Here is a 17,601-nt window from a genome sequence, read left to right on the forward strand (position 1 = left end):
CCTTTTTTTATCTGTCAGCAAGAATTATCATTCATTTACCTTCTTATAATCTTCCAGGAATTTCTTCAATCCGGCATCTGTCAACGGGTGGTTCATCAGTCCTTTAATAGCACTCAACGGACAAGTTGCTACATCGGCACCGGCCTCCACACATTCCATGATGTGCTTGGAACTACGGATAGAGGCGGCCAGCACCTGAGTAGGATAATTGTAGAAGCGGTACATCCGAACGATATCGGCAACCAATCCAACTCCATCCTCACAGATGTCATCCAAACGTCCCACGAAAGGAGAAACATACGTAGCTCCCGCTTTAGCAGCCAGTAAAGCCTGACCAGTGGAGAAAACCAATGTGCAATTGGTACGGATGCCTTTCCCCGAAAAGTGCTTGATGGCTTTTATGCCATCGGCAATGCACGGTACCTTCACCACAATATGCGGATTGAGGGCTGCCAGTTCCTTACCTTCCCTGACCATTCCTTCGTAATCAGTTGCAATCACCTCGGCACTGACATCACCTTGTACAATATTGCATATCTCCACGTAATGTCTTCGCTGATTTTCGACACCTTTAATGCCTTCTTTCGCCATCAGAGAAGGGTTGGTGGTCACTCCGTCCAGAACTCCCAAATCATGTGCTTCCCGGATTTGATCCAGGTTAGCTGTATCAATAAAGAATTTCATACCTACTAGTGTTTAATATCTTACATTCAAACAGATAACCCGGAACAGTTGTTCAACAGAACGACTTACTTCTGCAAGCGGATCCCTATTTCTTTCAAATCTACCCGGGCCGGCGTAGCATCCGGAGTGGTAGCATCAAGTTTAATGTAGCGTGCACTGACTTTGTTACCGAACGAGACAGTCTGCGGTACAGGATTGTGCATGATGTTACTGAATTCTCCGATAGTCGGCACCTCTTTCCAGTCTCTGCCATTAGTGCTGATATAGAATTTATAACGGAAGGCCATCGTCGGCTTCGCTTCCGCATTAGCCGGGGCATATACAAATCCGGTCATATCCACAGCTTTACCGAGATCAATCACCAACGGAGCGGCAGTTACCTGTTTCCATGCAGTACGGGGCAGATCATTCCAGTCTTCTTTTGCAGCCGACTCTTCGAGCGGACGGGCATAGTAAGCAGCCACTTCGCTGATATTAGCCGCCAGACGACAAGCATCGACCTTCACCCTCAATTGACGGGCTTCGACAGCCGGAATACGTATCAGGCGTTTATAACCGACGGTAGTTCCTTTCGCTATCTCTTTCCATCCATCGGCAGTCAACGCTTCGACTGTGAAAGCCTCCATGCGTTGTCCTTTCGAAATGTCTTCGCGCAGCATCACCACATTGATTTCCGATTTCGGCTTCAACTGGTAGACACGCGTATCACCCGGCCGGGCAGTCCACGCTTTCAAGCCGCCTTTGACACGGTTATCGGCAAAAATCTCTTTACGATAATCGGCAAACTCTTTCAGACGATTGACATCGGCATCACTGATGCGTCCGCGCTGGTCAGGAGGAATATTGAGCAACAACACTGAGTTGTAGCCTACAGATTTGAAATAAATATCGGTCAGGTGCTTGAGGCTCTTCACCTGATTGTCTTCCTGCTGATGATAGAACCATCCCGGACGGATCGATACATCCACTTCGGAAGGATACCAGAAGAGTTCCTTGGCATTGACCAACATGTCGCGTCCGCCCAAGTCCTTGGAAGTCGCCTTCACACCCAACGCCTTGTTCTGCTCTTCACAGCGGGCATACGTACCGGGAGTCAGCACGGTGGCACTCCATTCCGTTTCACGTCCTAATCCACGTTCGTTGCCTACCCAACGTACATCATCGCCCATAATGGCAGTCACAGCACGGGGTTGGAGACGACGGATGGTAGAAAGGATGGCAGTCCAGTCATATTCCTGCTTCTTTCCATTAGGACCTTCACCATTGGCACCGTCGAACCAGACTTCGTGCACCTCACCATAGTTGGTCAACAGTTCGGTCAGTTGTTCGATAAAGAATTCATTGTATTTTGGAGAGTCTCCATAGCAAGAGGCGTTCCGATCCCAAGGAGAAAGATAAACACCAAACTTGATGCCGTATTTATCACAAGCATCGCGCAGCTCGCGTACCACATCCCCTTTCCCGTCTTTCCAGGGAGAGGCCGCCACGGAGTGCCCGGTTGTCTTGGTCGGCCACAGGCAGAATCCATCATGATGCTTGGCTGTCAGGATGGCCATCTTAAAACCAGCTTCCTTGAGCGAACGTACCCACTGCTCCGCATCGAAATCGGTGGGATTGAAGAGTGCGGGATTTTCTTTGCCGTCTCCCCATTCACGTCCTGTGAAAGTATTGATACCAAAATGCAGGAAAGCAGTCAACTCCATCTGCTGCCATTCCAATTGCTGCGGAGTAGGTACAAGACGTGCCGCCATGTCTACCTTTTGTTCCAGAGTGGCTCCTTGTGGAAACTCTACGTGCTTCACATAATAGTCGTTCGTCTCCTGGGCTTGTCCGGCTGTGCAGATAGCGGCAAGAAGGGCCGTCGATAAGATTAATTTCTTCATAAATGTATTGTTATGTTTTTGGGGTGAAATGGATTGGTTAGTATTCTATTTACTTCACTGTACGCAGCGTGAACTCAAAGCTTTGTTCCGTCACAGGAACCCGATATTGCGGCTGTACGCCCGGCCCGCAGGTTGCCGTTCCCACACCGGCCTGTTCGGCATCCAGATGTACGGTGACATGACCGTTACGTTCGAGGTCGTTGATGTGGCGGGCTTTTTCCAATACATCATCGGCAAAGGGGATGACACTGAACTGGAAAGGACGGTTGGAATCGACAAAGATGCCCTGTCCGGTTTCGTCCGTCAGCTTCATCCAGCGGACATCCGTACGGTTCCCGGTAGACTGCGGAGTGACGTAGTAATGAAACATACGTTCGGCCGTAGTCTGATACAGAGCGATCTTGCCCGACTGCATACGGTCGGAATAAGTCTCGTTGTCGCCCCGACCCAGATAAGCTACATTGCCATACGTATCATTCATCTCGAAAGTAAGCCCCAGGCGTGCCATCGATTTCACCACGGCAGTATCGGGCCGGAAAGTCACTTTCACCTTCAAGGCTCCGGCAGAGTTTAGTGAATAGGCGAAATCGGCATCACCCACTTTCATCCCTTTCGCATTCAGAATCTCCACTTTCGCAGTAGCGGCTTTCTTGCCGTCTTTCAGCGACACCACTTTCTGGGTCAACTGATTGAGTCCGGCTTTACGCCAAAGGTATGCACCGTTACGATCGCGGTTGTCATTATCCGTAGCAGGACGGAACAGACTCAGCGTAACAGGAGTTGCCAGCAATTCTTGTCCATCCAGTGTCAATGAGTTGAGAGCACCGGTTTCTTTATCCACCGTGAAAGCTGTCTGCCCAGCCTTAGCAGGCAGATAGGCTGTACTACCTTTGGTTCCGGGCAACACAAATTGGTCGTAAGCCACCTCCCAATCGGTGCCAACCATCGGTGAAGCTTCTTTGCGGGTCCAGCTCAGATTAAGATAACCCTCACGGACATTGGCAGGCAAGGCAACTTTTCCCAAAGTCACATCGGCTGTAGCGTGTGGCGCACAGTTCACCTCTTTGTTACCTTCGGCCAGCAATTTGCCATTGTCACCCACCACCTGCCAGTGGAGGATATATTCGTTGAGGTTAGAGAAGTCGAACCAGTTTTTCACCCTTACGGTCAGATTGTTCTTATTGATCAAGGTGCATTTGATGTTCTGATAGATTTTTTTCACTTCGAGTAAATGCGGATGGGGCACACGATCGGCACTCACCAGACCGTTGCAGCAGAAATTACCGAAGCTCGGAATTCCCTTCGGTCCGTAGTCTCCACCATACGACCAGTACCAGCGACCGTTTGAGTCGATCTCACGGAACGACTGGTCTACCCAGTCCCACACACAGCCACCCTGTGCCATCGGATTATTCTCGAATACATCCCAGTACTCTTTCAGGCCGCCTACACTGTTACCCATGGCATGCACATATTCACAAAGAATGAACGGACGGTAGATATCTTTCTGGGCCAGATAGGCCTTGATTTCGTCGACACTGCGATACATTCGACAATAGATATCGGTATTGTAATTCTGCTCGGCACGTTCGTACTGGACGGGACGGCTTTTCTCTACCGATTTCAGCCAATCGTAGGTACGCTCGAAATTGATTCCGTTTCCGGCTTCGTTGCCCAATGACCAGATAACGATGGCAGGATGATTTTTCGAACGTTCATACATGCGATGTGTACGATCCATGTGTGCTGTCAGCCAAGTGCTGTCTTTGGCAAGCGAAGCGGGTCCATATCCCATACCGTGTGACTCGATATTCGCTTCATCGATCATATAAAGTCCGTAACGATCGCACAGCCGATACCAATACGGATCGGTGGGATAATGTGAGTTGCGCACAGTATTGATATTATACAGTTTCATCAGACGTATATCTTGCTCCATGAGCTCTTTGCTGACGGTACGCCCCAACTGCGAATGTTCATGACGATTGGTTCCTTTGACCAATACAGGCACACCGTTGATGCAGAAACGTCCGTCTTTGATCTCCGAAGTACGGAAACCGACTTCACAACCGGTGACTTCGGTCACCTGTCCTCCTGCATTTTTCAACTCCAACACGAGGGTGTAGAGATTGGGATGCTCGGCACTCCAACGTTTCACATCCTTCAGGCGCTGTTCTCCGAATGTGATGAAGTTACTCAGTCCGCGCGACTTGACAGGCATCTCACCCGACAGTACAGGACGTCCGAGCGGATCGTTCAGTGTATAAGATACGGATGCCACACCGTCTGCAGGCCCTCCGACCGTAACGTCGAGTCCGAAAATACCATCTTTATAACGTTCCTTTTCAAGAGTTGCGTTTACCTTATAATCGGCTATATACTGTTTGGGAGTACTATACAGATACACATCACGCTCAATACCACTCAGACGCCACATATCCTGACACTCCAGATAGGAACCTGAACTCCAGCGATATACTTCGAGGGCAATCGTATTCTCACCTTCTTCCAACTGATCGGTGATATCCCATTCGGCAGCTGTCTTGGAACCTTGGTTGTAACCGAGAAAATGTCCGTTCACCCACACATAATAAAAAGAAATCACACCTTCGCAGCAGAGTACTACCCGGCGGCCCTTCCATCCGGCAGGCACAGTGAAAGTACGGCGATAAGATCCTACTTCGTTCTCCTTATAAGGCACAAGAGGGGGATTCTTCTTAAAGTTGAACATTTTGTCATCAAATTCATAAGTCTCATTTACGTAGATGGCAGTTCCGTATCCCTGGCGCTCCCAGTTTCCCGGAACGTTGATATCTGCCCAGCCTCCGGTATAGAACGAGGGTTTATAAAAGTCTTTCGGACGGAGATCAGGATTTTTCACCCAATGGAATTTCCATTTACCGTTGAGGTTGAGATAATAGGGTGACTGTTCATAATCCCCTTTTTTCACGTCAGTAGCACTGGCATAGGGCCACACATAGGTGTGAGGTGCCAGTTTGTTCAGACCTACTGCATACTGGCTCTGCCATTCGGGAGTATTCTGCGCATTTACAGGCAACAACATCAGACAGGCCAACATCAGCAGGAAGGTTAGTTTGATTGGTTTGTTCATTGTTTATCAGGTATTTAATATTCAAAATCTTAATAAGTTCCAACGTCCCTTAGGTTTTATAAAGTAAAAGCGGACTCTTATTCCACTATTATTTCGTCAAAAAAGATTCGTGCTTCCTGTCCCGGACGGACGTGATCGGGAGGGCATTTTCCGACTCCACGGGCGGTGACGCGTACATATCTGGCTTTTGCCGTTCCCAAATCGAATTTCAAGTCTTCTACATAAGTTCCTTCACGGAAAATCTCTTCGGGAGTGAAATGCTTCTCTCCCACTTCCGTAAAGTTTACGTTGTCCGAAGACAAGGCAACACTAATGGACTCCGGCTTATGAACTGCCATCCCGTACACCGTAATGGAACCCAGCGTAAAAGTATGAATATTTTCTTCTTTCTGCAAATCTAATGTAAAAGAAATGCAATCACTCTTACTCCACGAGCACCATTCGAAGTCAGTTTGCTTCAGGCTGCCCCGCACTCCGTTGGTCAAAACAGATGCTCCGGAAGCTCCTTGAGTGAATATCGGTTTGGCAGTAGCCTTGTTGTGTAACAACGGTAATACGAGAGTCTTTCCCATCTGGCGGCCGGCGGCGAAAGTGGCGCACTTCAGTGTCTGCGCAGTATGGAATTCCAACGGCCGGGTGTAAAGGGTGGAAGTTGCTTCCGGTTCGGAACCATCGGTTGTATAACGAATTTCCACATCGGGGCGGATACATTCCAATTTTATCTGTAATGCACCGTCGACAGGAGTCGAGGTATGCTGAATATTGTACATCGAGCGGGCATATCCGATACCTTTCACATCGAGGTGTTCATTATACCGATCCATCGCTTTCAGAAACAAGTCCCAGTTTTTCTGTTCCGGACGACTCCATCCCACTTCGGCAAGCGCCGCCAAACGAGGGAAAACAAGATAGTCCACATCCTCGGGACGATTACAGAACTCAGTCCACAATGAAGCCTGTACCCCCATCAGCAACGAAGCGTACTCAGGTTTCCAGTTCTTCTGGACCGGTTCGTACTGATAAACATCTTTCAGCGTATTGTTACCGAAATAAGTAAGCGGTTCAAACCATTGCGGTCCCTGATAACGGATCAGATACATCACTCGGGCGGGGGTCATCACAAACCGGTGCCCCCGGTCGGCAGCTTTCAAAGCCGCATTGCCCATCCCTTGCCAGCCAAAGATGACAGCACCTTCGGGAATGAAGCTGTTGGTCAGCTCGTCCCATCCCATCACCTCTTTGCCTTTGCTGCGTACATATTCGCCTATCCGCTTCATGAAGTAACCTTGAAGGTCCTCTTCATGGGCGAGGTGCTCTTTCTTCATACGTTCCTGGCAGAGGGGACACTTTTTCCAGTAGGTTTTCTGGGCTTCATCGCCCCCCAAGTGAATATAACGTGACGGAAACAATGCTGCCACCTCATCGATGACGTTTTGCAGGAAAGTGAATACGCTGTCGTTTCCGGCACAATAGATGATGCTGGCATGATCACCGCCCAAACCCGGCAACACACCGATAAATTGATCTACCACCGGACAAGCCAGTTGAGGATAAGCTGCCAGCGACGAATTGGTATGTGCCGGCATCTCTATCTCGGGAATAATCTCTACCTGACGATCGGCGGCATAGGCAATCATTTCCTTCATATCCTCTTGAGTGTAAAAGCCACCTACAGGGGTGGGTTCACCGGGTAACGGATTCCGCCGTGAATGGAACGGTACGTCCGTATGGTCTACCCGCCACGCGCCTATCTCAGTCAGACGGGGATATTTCTTGATCTCGAGTCGCCAGCCGTTATCGTCCACCAAGTGGAAGTGAAACTTATTGATTTTCAGCATAGCCATGCAGTCAATGATTCGCAACACACTCTCTTTAGGAATGAAAAAGCGGGAAACATCCAACATTAATCCCCGGTAACCGAAACGGGGTTCATCCTGAATAGTCAGACAAGGAACCGTCCACATGGCATTTACCGTACGGGAATTTTCAATATCGGGAGGAAGCAACTGACGGATCGTCTGTAAGGCATAGAAGAATCCTTTGGCGTCAGACGCCTCTATACTGATCTGTTCGGGACTGACGCTCAGCCTGTAAGCCTCGCTTTTCAGCAAGGGGTCGGTGACAAAGCATACATCACCTTTCCCCTTTCCCGTTTTCAGCACGGGGGTGAATCCGGCGGCCCGAGTGAAGAGGTTGACGAAATTCCGCGCCACGCGGGCCTGTTCCGCATTTTCCACCCTCAACACGGTGCTCCCGGAGAAAAGGAAGTTCCCGGTACCCGGTACCATTTGTACCGGGCAGGGAACTACAGAAACGATTGGTGTTAAGTTATCGGCCTGCAGCGTCGCAAGGGGGCAGAACGCCAACAGGAGTATATATATAATGTGTTTCATACAGTTTAGTCAATGGATTTCTGTTTGGAGTGGGAAAAGGAACTCTATTCTTTATCCCGCTCCGGAGAGAAGCGCACCGGATCATTGTATTGTTCCTGCAACTTCAGCATCTGCTCTTTGAGTTCTTTCACCACAGGTTCATACTCTTTCTGTCCGTACAGATTGTGCATTTCCGTCGGGTCGGCTTGCATGTCATACAGTTCCCACCAATTGATGTCGTTATAGAAATGGATCAGTTTATAGCGTTCGGTACGTATTCCATAATGACGTTTCACCATGTGCTCGGCCGGATATTCATAGAAGTGATAGTATAATGCATTCCGCCAGTCTTTGGGCTGTTCGCCTTTCAGCAATGGCAGCAATGACACACCCTGTATATCAGCAGGAACGGGAGCACCGGCCAGTTCGAGGAAAGTAGGTGCATAGTCAATGTTCTGAACCATCTCGGTGATGTCACCACGACGGTCGAATCCTTTCGGCATACGCATGATCAGCGGTGTACGCATGGACTCTTCATACATGAAACGCTTGTCGAACCAACCGTGTTCGCCCATATAGAAGCCCTGGTCGGAGGTATAGACCACCAACGTGTTGTCCAGTAATCCCTTCTTTTCAAGATAGTCGAGCACACGTCCCACATTGTCATCCAGTGACTTCACAGTCTTCATGTAGTCGCGCATGTAGCGCTGGAACTTCCAGTCAGCCAATTCCTTCCCACTCAGGTTTTGCTTGTAGAAGTCATCGATCACCGGACCATAGAACTTGTCCCATGCCGCACGCTGTCCTTCGTCCATACGTCCCAGAAACTTCTGATAAAGTGATTTCAGACGTGAGTCCTTATCCGGACGCAGCATCTTCAGGTCATAAATCATGTCCATGTCCTTCACGATACTCATCTCCTGTGCCGCAGCAGCCGGACGGCCTTCGTAATCATCAAAGAAGTTATCGGGTAGCGGGAAGGTTTTGTCCTCGTACAAAGCCAGGTTACAGGTATCTGCCATCCAGTTACGGTGAATAGCTTTATGATGAATCAACAGGCAAAACGGTTTGCTCTCGTCACGCTTATTCTCCATCCAGTCGATAGCGTCATCAGTGATCAGGTTGGTGATATAACCGTGTTTCTGAACGGTATCGTTATCTTGTGTAATGAAGTCGGGATTATAATAGTCGCCTTGTCCGGGCACAATCTCCCAATAATTGAAGCCTGAGGGCAGGCTCTCCAAGTGCCACTTACCTACAAGAGCGGTTTGGTAACCGGCTTTCTGAAGCAGTTTCGGGAAAGTTTGCTGGGCACTGTCAAACACGCAAGTCGTATTGTCGTAGAATTTATTGGCACAGCTATGTTTGCCGGTGATCATGCAGGCACGGCTGGGGCCGCTCAGTGAGTTGGCTACAAAAGAATTCGTAAAGCGCACGCCATCGCGGGCAATGCGATCGAGGTTGGGAGTTTCTATATAACGGGTATCGTAGCAGCTCATCATTTGCGCCGTATGATCGTCCGTCATAATATAAACAATGTTCAGAGGTTTTTGCTCTTCTTTCTGTTTGCCCGTGGCACATGAAGTCAAAGAAGCTACAGCTGCCGCACCGGTCAGCGAGTAGAGAATTCCGGATGGTAGATTGTTCATCATAAGTAGTTTTTCTATTAGGGATTAATTAGTGGTGCAAATATAAAGAGTTTTAACAGTCCGTCGAGTTCAAAAACAACTATGATTCTTCTGAAAACGTCTAATAATAGGATAGAAAAGACATAAATAGACGTTTTTGAACATCCGATAGACAAAATCGGAAGCCTCTAACTAACAAGTCTTAGCTGAAATTTGTATATTTGCAGACATGAAAAACCTCCCGAAAACCGGGACATCACCCGATAAAAACGAATCTGTTTCACCACAGAGTAACACGGAGTCTCACAGAGAATCTTTTCTCTCTTAAACGTCTATAACGAGAAATAAACCTCCGTGAAACTCAGTGCTACTCTGTGGTGAATTCAAAATCTAACTCAAATGAACTAAATACCAACCTAATCAACAAACACTTTTATGAATCAAAAATTATTGTTCAGTAGCGCGTTGCTTGTCGGCATAGCAGGAACACAACAGGCGCTTGCACAAAAAAAGAAAGTCCAGGATCAAAAGAGACCCAACGTCGTTTTCATCCTGGCCGACGACCTCGGATTCGGTGACCTCAGTTGTTACGGACAAGAGAAGTTCGAAACTCCCAACATAGACAAGTTGGCTCAGGAAGGAATGCGCTTCACCCAGTGTTATTCGGGTACCACCGTCAGCGCCCCTTCACGCTCTTGCCTGCTGACCGGTACCCACAGTGGACATACGGCCATTCGTGGAAATGTAGAACTCGATCCGGAAGGACAATTCCCTCTACCGGCAGATGCACAAACCATCTTCCACGATTTCCAGAACGCAGGATACAAGACCGGCGCTTTCGGCAAATGGGGACTCGGTTTTATCGGTTCCACGGGTGATCCTAAAAAACAGGGCATCGACGAGTTCTATGGCTACAACTGCCAGTTGCTGGCACACAGTTATTATCCCGATCATCTGTGGGACAATGACAAACGAGTAGAACTGAAAGATAACACACTGGACGTACAGTACGGTAAAGGTACTTATTCTCAGGATCTGATTCACTCAAAGGCACTTGATTTCCTCGATCGGATGGGAAAAAGCGGAGAATCGTTCTGCATGTGGTATCCCACCATCATCCCCCACGCCGAACTGATTGTACCCGAAGACAGCATTATAAAGAAGTTCCGCGGCAAATATCCCGAAAAACCTTTCCATGGAACCGAACCGGGTAATCCCGCATTCCGCAAGGGCGGTTACTGCTCACAATTCTATCCACACGCCACATTTGCAGCTATGGTCTATCGTCTGGATGTATATGTAGGTCAGATTGTACAGAAATTGAAAGAGATGGGGGTTTATGACAATACGATCATCATCTTTGCAAGTGACAACGGTCCGCACATGGAAGGTGGAGCCGATCCGGACTTCTTCAACAGCAATGGAATCTGGCGCGGATACAAACGCGACTTGTACGAAGGAGGAATCCGTGTACCGATGATTATTTCATGGCCGGGACGTGTACAGCCCAGTACTCAAACCGACTTCATGTGTTCGTTTTGGGATGTAATGCCTACGTTCCGTGAAATTCTGAATCCGAAAGCAAAGAATCAGCAAATGGATGGTGTCAGTCTGCTACCGTTGCTCGAAAACCGCAAAGGGCAGAAAGAACATGAATATCTGTACTTTGAATTTCAGGAGATGAACGGACGCCAAGCCGTACGCAAAGGACCGTGGAAACTGGTCCACATGAATGTTCGTGGCAAGAATCCGTATTATGAACTCTATAATCTCAATTCTGATCCGTCGGAACGACATAATGTGCTGAACCAATATCCGGAAAAGGTGACGGAGTTGAAGGCTATCATGCAGTCATCGCATATACCTAACCCGAACTTCCCGTTACTTCCGGGAGAAAAATAAGAACTTACCACAGAGGACACAGAGTAACACAGAAACTATTTAAAGTTGTAGTTTATCTACAAAAAACGTTGTGTTACTCTGTGTTACTTTGTATTACTCCGTGTTACTCTGTGGTGAAAAAGCTTTTGGTGAACTTTTATTTATGAGTCTTCAAGGTATCCGCCGCGAATACATCTTCCCGATAACCATAATCCAGAGAAGAATAAATCTTCAGCATCTCGGGTAGGCGCTCCATGAAACGCTCAAAGTTCTTATGCTCCGGCAATGTCCATTGTATTTCGGACAAAGCAGCCATTCGGGGCAGAATCTGCCACTCCATCTTCGTTGAATCGGCTGTCCATTCGGTCCAGATACATCCTTGAGTACCAATCACAAACTTCTTTTCCGCATCGGTCAGTTCTGCAGGTACCGGTTCAAAGTTGTATACACGGTTCATCCATTCGAATCCCGTCATTTTATTGATACGCGGATTACTGAAATAGAGCCGCTGAATAGGAGTCATAATGACATCATGATGCTGGCGGGCAGCTTCGATTCCTCCCTGGATTCCTCTCCATGACATGATAGTGGAGTTCGGAGTCAGACCTCCTTCCAATACCTCATCCCATCCCAGCATACGGCGTCCGTGAGCATTGATTTCTTTCTCCAGCTCGGACATGAAGTAGGTTTGCAACTGATTCTCTTTCGAATGTTTAGGCAGGGCTTTGATACCCAACTCCTTAATTTTAGCCTGACATTTGGGGCACTTCTCCCAACGGCTTTTCGGACATTCGTCACCGCCGATATGAATATATTCGGAAGGGAAGATATCCATAATTTCATCCAATACATCTTTGGTGAACTGAAGTGTCTGGTCATTACCTGCACAGAGTACATCGGGGAAGACACCGAATGAGCAAAGTACTTTGTACGGACCACCTGTACATCCCAGTTCCGGATAAGAAGCCAGTGCAGCAGTAGTATGTCCCGGAAGGTCAATTTCGGGAACTACTGTAATGAAACGGTCGGCAGCATAGCGAACAATCTCACGAGCTTCGTCCTGTGTATAAAATCCACTATGGGGCTTCCCGTCGAATTTCTTGGTTTCCCAATCGATAATGGTAGAGTCTCGTTTAGAACCGATCTCTGTCAGTTTGGGATATTTCTTGATTTCGATTCGCCATCCCTGATCTTCGGTCAGGTGCCAATGAAAGTAGTTGATGTTATGCAGTGCCATCAGGTCAATCATCTGCTTAAGGTAGCTGACCGGGAAGAAGTGACGGCCTACATCGATCATGAATCCCCGGTAACGGAAACGGGGAAAGTCGGTAACCGTACCGGCAGGAAGGGCAGCTGCCACCTTACCGTCTTTCAGGATCGGAAGAGCTTTATGAATAGTCTGGATACCATAAAAGACACCGGCTTCACTGCCTCCCGTCAAAAGAACCTTTTCAGGAGTGATTTGAAGTTTATAACCTTCCGGATGCCCCATTGTGGAGTCTACAGCAAGAATAATAGCATTGCTGCTTTTCTCTTTGTCCGATACACGAACCTCGGTTCCGGTCATTTCTTTAATAAAAGTAGCCAGAAAATCAGCAGTACGATGCATCTTTTCATTGGTTGCCGGGTAGACAATCGTAGTGCTGCGGTCAATAATAAAAGGAGTAGTGTCCCGGGCAAGGACAATCTCCTGCGGTTGAGGGATTACGTCCAAATTACCCTTTACGGTGGCTGCCGGGCGGCAGGCTGTGAATAGCACAACGGCAAACAAACCGGGAGCTAAACGGGATAGTAGTTTCTTGTTCATGGTTTAATTAATTAGAGTTACAAGGGAAGCCTCGCCCCCGCCTCTTCTTCCAATAGAATCAGGAAGAGAAGACAGGCAGGAAAACAAGACAGTGCAAAGATAGGATTTTATTTCCATTTTTTTGGTCACGTCTATGCAAACTGTTACTTTTGCCGGTAACGTGATAGAAATACATCCATGAAAAACAATCCATATACCGGCTTTCTGACCTGGCTGACCGTACTTTTTACTGTCTGTTGCCTCCCGCTGAAAGCCAGCCATTACTACTATAAACAAATTTCCCTGAAGGAGGGACTTCCCTCTACCGTACGTTGTGTCTATACCGAGCCAAAAGGATTTGTATGGATAGGAACCAATGCAGGATTGGGACGATTTGACGGACAAAAGCTGAGAAAATATGTCCACCGGCAAGAGGACGTGCATTCGTTGCCGCACAACTACATCCATCAAATTACCGAAGATATTCAACATAATATATGGATACTGACAGACGGTGGAATAGCGCAATATCGCAGGTCAAGTGACGATTTCGCTATTCCGCTAGACGATCGGGGGCATCCGATCCTCGCCTACTCTGCCTGCCTGACAGAACAAGGGGTAATCTTCGGCGGACGCAACCGCATCTATCGCTACGACTATGACAGCCGATCGATAAAACTCCTGCTGGATTTTAGTTCCGATCCTTATTTCGCTATCTCCGCCATCAGTCGGTGGGATGAAGAGACTCTGCTCTGTTGCAGCCGTTGGCAAGGGCTCCGACTGATCAATCTCCGTTCGGACGAACGCCGTCTCCCCCCTTTCGACTGCGGAAAGGAGATCATGGCACTCCTGATCGATTCTCACAACCGCATCTGGCTGGCTCCTTATAATGAAGGACTCCGCTGCTTCAACCCCGAAGGCCGACTGCTGGCCTCATACACCACCGACAATTCCGGGCTCAGCAACAACGTGGTGCTGAGCATGGCTGAACGGGACTCACACATCTGGGTCGGTACAGACGGAGGAGGCATCAACATCATACATCCGGACAGCCATCGAATCACAGTACTCGAACATATTCCGGGAGATAACTATTCGCTTCCGGTTAACTCCATCTTGTCACTCTACAATGATAATTACAATAACATGTGGGCAGGCAGTATCCGCAAAGGATTGATCAATATCCGAGAAGTGTCCATGAAGACCTATACCGATGTCTTTCCCGGAAGCACCCAAGGTCTGAGTGACCCCACCGTGCTGAGTCTGTATCAAGACGAACCGAACGGACGAATCTGGATAGGTACAGATGGTGGGGGTGTCAACAGCCTCGACCCTGTCACCGAAGAGTTCCGTCACGACCGTTCTACCTGGGGTGACAAAGTAGTCTCGATCACCGGATTTACCCGAGAATCCATCCTTTTATCGGTCTTTTCCAAGGGATTGTTTGTTTATAACAAGGAGAACGGTAAGCGGAAACCGCTACCTATCGACCATCCCGACCTCAAACAATATATTTACTATAGCGGTATGGCGGTCAATATCTACCGGGACGAACCGGGCAGCGTACTTTTGTTGGCAGGACATACTTACCGGTATGACATCGGTTCGCAGAAAATACGCGTAGTAAATGAAGAAGAAGGTATGGAGATCGCAGGCAGTATGAATGCCATTGCGCATAACGAACGTTTCACTTACCTGCACGACAGTCGTACCCTCTACGAACTGGATCGAACCGGCAATAGGCTGAAAAAACTTTTCAGCTGCACGGGCGACACACTGCTCTACTCCGTTTCGATGGACGAGAAAGGTGATTTCTGGATAGGCAGCAATACAGGGTTGGGACAATACAGCATCCGGACCCGGCAATATCACCCATTGATCACTTCACTGTTCGGCGAAGCCAGTTCGGTGATATGTGATCATCGGGGAAAAGTATGGATTGGTGCAGACCACATGTTATTTGCCTGGATGCTGCAATCCCGGAAGTTCATTCTTTTCGGTGAATCGGACGGGGTCATTCCGAATGAATATCTTGCCAAGCCCCGGCTCGTCTCAGGGAAGGGTGAAGTCTATATGGGGGGTGTCAATGGGTTGCTCTGTATCGATAACCGCTTCCCGGCAACTTCCTCCAACTATCCGGAAGTAGTACTGACCGATGTACGTGTAAACGGTGAACCGGCCACGAACCGGACGGCAGGAAATCCCGACAAACTCACCCTACCACAAGACAGCCGGGCAATCACCCTGCGCGTGATGTCTCACGAAGAAGACATCTTCCGAAAAAAAAGATACCGCTACCGGATAGACGGACTCAATGAGGAACCGATCGAATCATACGATCCGGAACTGGTCATCCGCTCACTACCGGCAGGCAACTACCGCATACAGGCTGCATGCAGTACTCAAAATGGCGACTGGACTCCCTTCCACCCGATCCTGTCACTGACCATACTCCCTCCCTGGTACCGAAGCGGATGGTTCATCATCTGCTTGTTACTATTTGTGTCGGGAGGCATCACCGCTATCATCTTCGCCATTTTGCGCCGTAGGAAGAACCGGTTGAAATGGGAATTAAAAGAACGGGAATTGCAGGAATATGAAGAAAAGATTCGATTCCTCGTCAATGTCAGCAATGAACTCCTCCCATCGTTCACGGAGAAGGGGGAACGGGAACTGCAAATCGTAGAACTGATACGTAACCGTCTCCGTAACGGCGAAAAAAGCAAAGCACCTGCCGAAATAGCAAGCAGTCCGAATATTGTCAAGGAGGAACTCAGCCAACCCGATGAAACTTTCCTACGGAAGCTGAACCAGTTGATCACCGACCATCTGGACAGTCCCGAACTGGACGTCACATTCCTCTGCACGGAGATGGGATTGAGCCGCGCCTCACTCTATAACAAACTAAAAGCAATGACCAATATGGGAGCCAACGATTACATCAATAAATTCCGTATGGAAAAGGCTATCCAACTGATATCAACCACCGATCTCACTTTCACAGAGATAGCAGAAAAGATAGGATTTACAACATCCCGCTATTTCAGTACATCATTTAAGCAATATACCGGAGAAACACCGACTCAGTATAAAGAGAAAATAAGGAAAAGCAGTAAGGTGTAGCCATCCGCCAATTAGGGTGTAGCCATCCGGACTGCATGGTTACACCCTGTCTGTCGGATAGCTACACCCTCTCTATCAGGCAATGGTAACAGACGCATCCAGATAGACATCCTGAATGGCGTGAAGTAACTCCACTCCTTCGTTCATGGGTTTCTGGAAAGCTTTACGTCCGCTGATCAATCCCATACCGCCGGCACGTTTGTTTACTACTGCCGTAACGACAGCATCCTTCAGGTCGGACGCTCCATGTGACTCTCCACCGGAGTTGATCAGCCCGACACGTCCCATATATCCATTGGCCACCTGATAGCGGCAAAGATCGATCGGATGGTCCGTAGTCAGCTCGGTATACATTCTTTCATCCGTCTTTCCGAAATGAATCGCTTTGAAACCACCATTGTTAGTCGGCAATTTCTGTTTTACGATATCGGCCTTGATGGTAACTCCCAGACGGTTGGCTTGTCCGGTAAGATCAGCAGCCGCATGATAGTCTATACCATCTTTCTTGAACTCATTGTTACGCAGATAGCACCACAGGATGGTGGCCATACCCAGTTCATGCGCATAATCGAAAGCCTCAGCGATTTCCACCAATTGGCGGCGACTCTGTTCGGAACCGAAATAGATAGTAGCACCTACAGCCACTGCCCCCATTTCCCAAGCCTCCTTGACGGTGCCAAACAGAACCTGATCGTAAGTATTGGGATAAGACAACAACTCATTATGGTTCAGTTTTACTACAAACGGTATCTTATGCGCATATTTTCGGGCAACAGCACCCAGATTGCCGAAAGTGGATGCAACTGCATTACAACCGCCTTCAATGGCAAGCTTCACAATGTTTTCCGGATCGAAATAAATCGGATTCGGAGCGAACGAAGCTCCGGCCGTATGTTCGATGTCCTGATCGACCGGAAGAATGGATACATATCCGGTGTTTGCCAGACGACCATGCCCCAGCAATGTCTGCAAACTGCGCAAAGTCTGTATGTTACGGTCAGAGTCAATCCATATCTTATCGATTGTATCCGGTGACGGTACGTGAATCAGTGATTTATCAATGGTTTTGCAAGTGTGGTTCAGGTAATATTCAGCCTGATTTCCCAACAGTTCTATTATTTTATTCATAATT

At 48.3% G+C, this 17,601-nt stretch carries 9 protein-coding genes; 2 read left to right on the forward strand and 7 right to left on the reverse strand.

Translation table 11 applies throughout. From position 1 onward, the window contains the following. Positions 1 to 27: 27 nt before the first annotated feature. The 5 genes from fsa to BSHG_RS03210 form a co-directional block, all read right to left on the reverse strand. On the reverse strand, positions 28 to 684 hold the full coding sequence (fsa, locus tag BSHG_RS03230; protein WP_005789246.1) for a fructose-6-phosphate aldolase: 657 nt from the start codon (positions 682 to 684) through the stop codon (positions 28 to 30). Between the two features lie 65 nt (positions 685 to 749). After that, entirely contained in the window at positions 750 to 2,567 is a 1,818-nt protein-coding gene (locus BSHG_RS03225) for an alpha-L-fucosidase (RefSeq protein WP_008661096.1), read from the reverse strand. 49 nt (positions 2,568 to 2,616) lie between these two features. Beyond that, positions 2,617 to 5,679: a glycoside hydrolase family 2 TIM barrel-domain containing protein gene (locus BSHG_RS03220; RefSeq protein ID WP_005814995.1), complete on the reverse strand. Its 3,063-nt coding sequence runs from the start codon at positions 5,677 to 5,679 to the stop codon at positions 2,617 to 2,619. A 77-nt stretch (positions 5,680 to 5,756) separates the two neighbouring features. Further along, on the reverse strand, positions 5,757 to 8,072 hold the full coding sequence (locus BSHG_RS03215) for a glycoside hydrolase family 20 protein (protein WP_008661098.1): 2,316 nt from the start codon (positions 8,070 to 8,072) through the stop codon (positions 5,757 to 5,759). Positions 8,073 to 8,116: 44 nt separating this feature from the next. Beyond that, on the reverse strand, positions 8,117 to 9,700 hold the full coding sequence (locus tag BSHG_RS03210; protein WP_025812920.1) for a sulfatase: 1,584 nt from the start codon (positions 9,698 to 9,700) through the stop codon (positions 8,117 to 8,119). A 414-nt stretch (positions 9,701 to 10,114) separates the two neighbouring features. Between BSHG_RS03210 and BSHG_RS03205 the strand changes: the two genes are divergently transcribed. Beyond that, positions 10,115 to 11,581: an arylsulfatase gene (locus BSHG_RS03205; RefSeq protein ID WP_005789261.1), complete on the forward strand. Its 1,467-nt coding sequence runs from the start codon at positions 10,115 to 10,117 to the stop codon at positions 11,579 to 11,581. Positions 11,582 to 11,717: 136 nt separating this feature from the next. Here BSHG_RS03205 and BSHG_RS03200 read toward each other — a convergent pair whose 3' ends face one another. Then, a complete protein-coding gene (locus BSHG_RS03200) occupies positions 11,718 to 13,367 on the reverse strand; it encodes a beta-N-acetylhexosaminidase (protein ID WP_005789263.1) in 1,650 nt (549 codons plus the stop codon). 177 nt (positions 13,368 to 13,544) lie between these two features. Here BSHG_RS03200 and BSHG_RS03195 point away from each other — a divergent pair, with 177 nt between their 5' ends. Continuing rightward, entirely contained in the window at positions 13,545 to 16,469 is a 2,925-nt protein-coding gene (locus tag BSHG_RS03195; protein WP_008661102.1) for a two-component regulator propeller domain-containing protein, read from the forward strand. Between the two features lie 75 nt (positions 16,470 to 16,544). Here BSHG_RS03195 and BSHG_RS03190 read toward each other — a convergent pair whose 3' ends face one another. Further along, on the reverse strand, positions 16,545 to 17,597 hold the full coding sequence (locus BSHG_RS03190) for a class I fructose-bisphosphate aldolase (protein WP_010993259.1): 1,053 nt from the start codon (positions 17,595 to 17,597) through the stop codon (positions 16,545 to 16,547). Positions 17,598 to 17,601 lie beyond the last annotated feature (4 nt).

The organism is Bacteroides sp. 3_2_5, from assembly GCF_000159855.2.
Lineage (GTDB): Bacteria > Bacteroidota > Bacteroidia > Bacteroidales > Bacteroidaceae > Bacteroides > Bacteroides fragilis.

Coding starts and splice junctions, on each gene's coding strand:
- fsa (WP_005789246.1), bottom strand. CDS start 684: ATGAAATTCTTTATTGATACAGCTAACCTGGATCAAATCCGGGAAGCA.
- BSHG_RS03225 (WP_008661096.1), bottom strand. CDS start 2,567: ATGAAGAAATTAATCTTATCGACGGCCCTTCTTGCCGCTATCTGCACA.
- BSHG_RS03220 (WP_005814995.1), bottom strand. CDS start 5,679: ATGAACAAACCAATCAAACTAACCTTCCTGCTGATGTTGGCCTGTCTG.
- BSHG_RS03215 (WP_008661098.1), bottom strand. CDS start 8,072: ATGAAACACATTATATATATACTCCTGTTGGCGTTCTGCCCCCTTGCG.
- BSHG_RS03210 (WP_025812920.1), bottom strand. CDS start 9,700: ATGAACAATCTACCATCCGGAATTCTCTACTCGCTGACCGGTGCGGCA.
- BSHG_RS03205 (WP_005789261.1), top strand. CDS start 10,115: ATGAATCAAAAATTATTGTTCAGTAGCGCGTTGCTTGTCGGCATAGCA.
- BSHG_RS03200 (WP_005789263.1), bottom strand. CDS start 13,367: ATGAACAAGAAACTACTATCCCGTTTAGCTCCCGGTTTGTTTGCCGTT.
- BSHG_RS03195 (WP_008661102.1), top strand. CDS start 13,545: ATGAAAAACAATCCATATACCGGCTTTCTGACCTGGCTGACCGTACTT.
- BSHG_RS03190 (WP_010993259.1), bottom strand. CDS start 17,597: ATGAATAAAATAATAGAACTGTTGGGAAATCAGGCTGAATATTACCTG.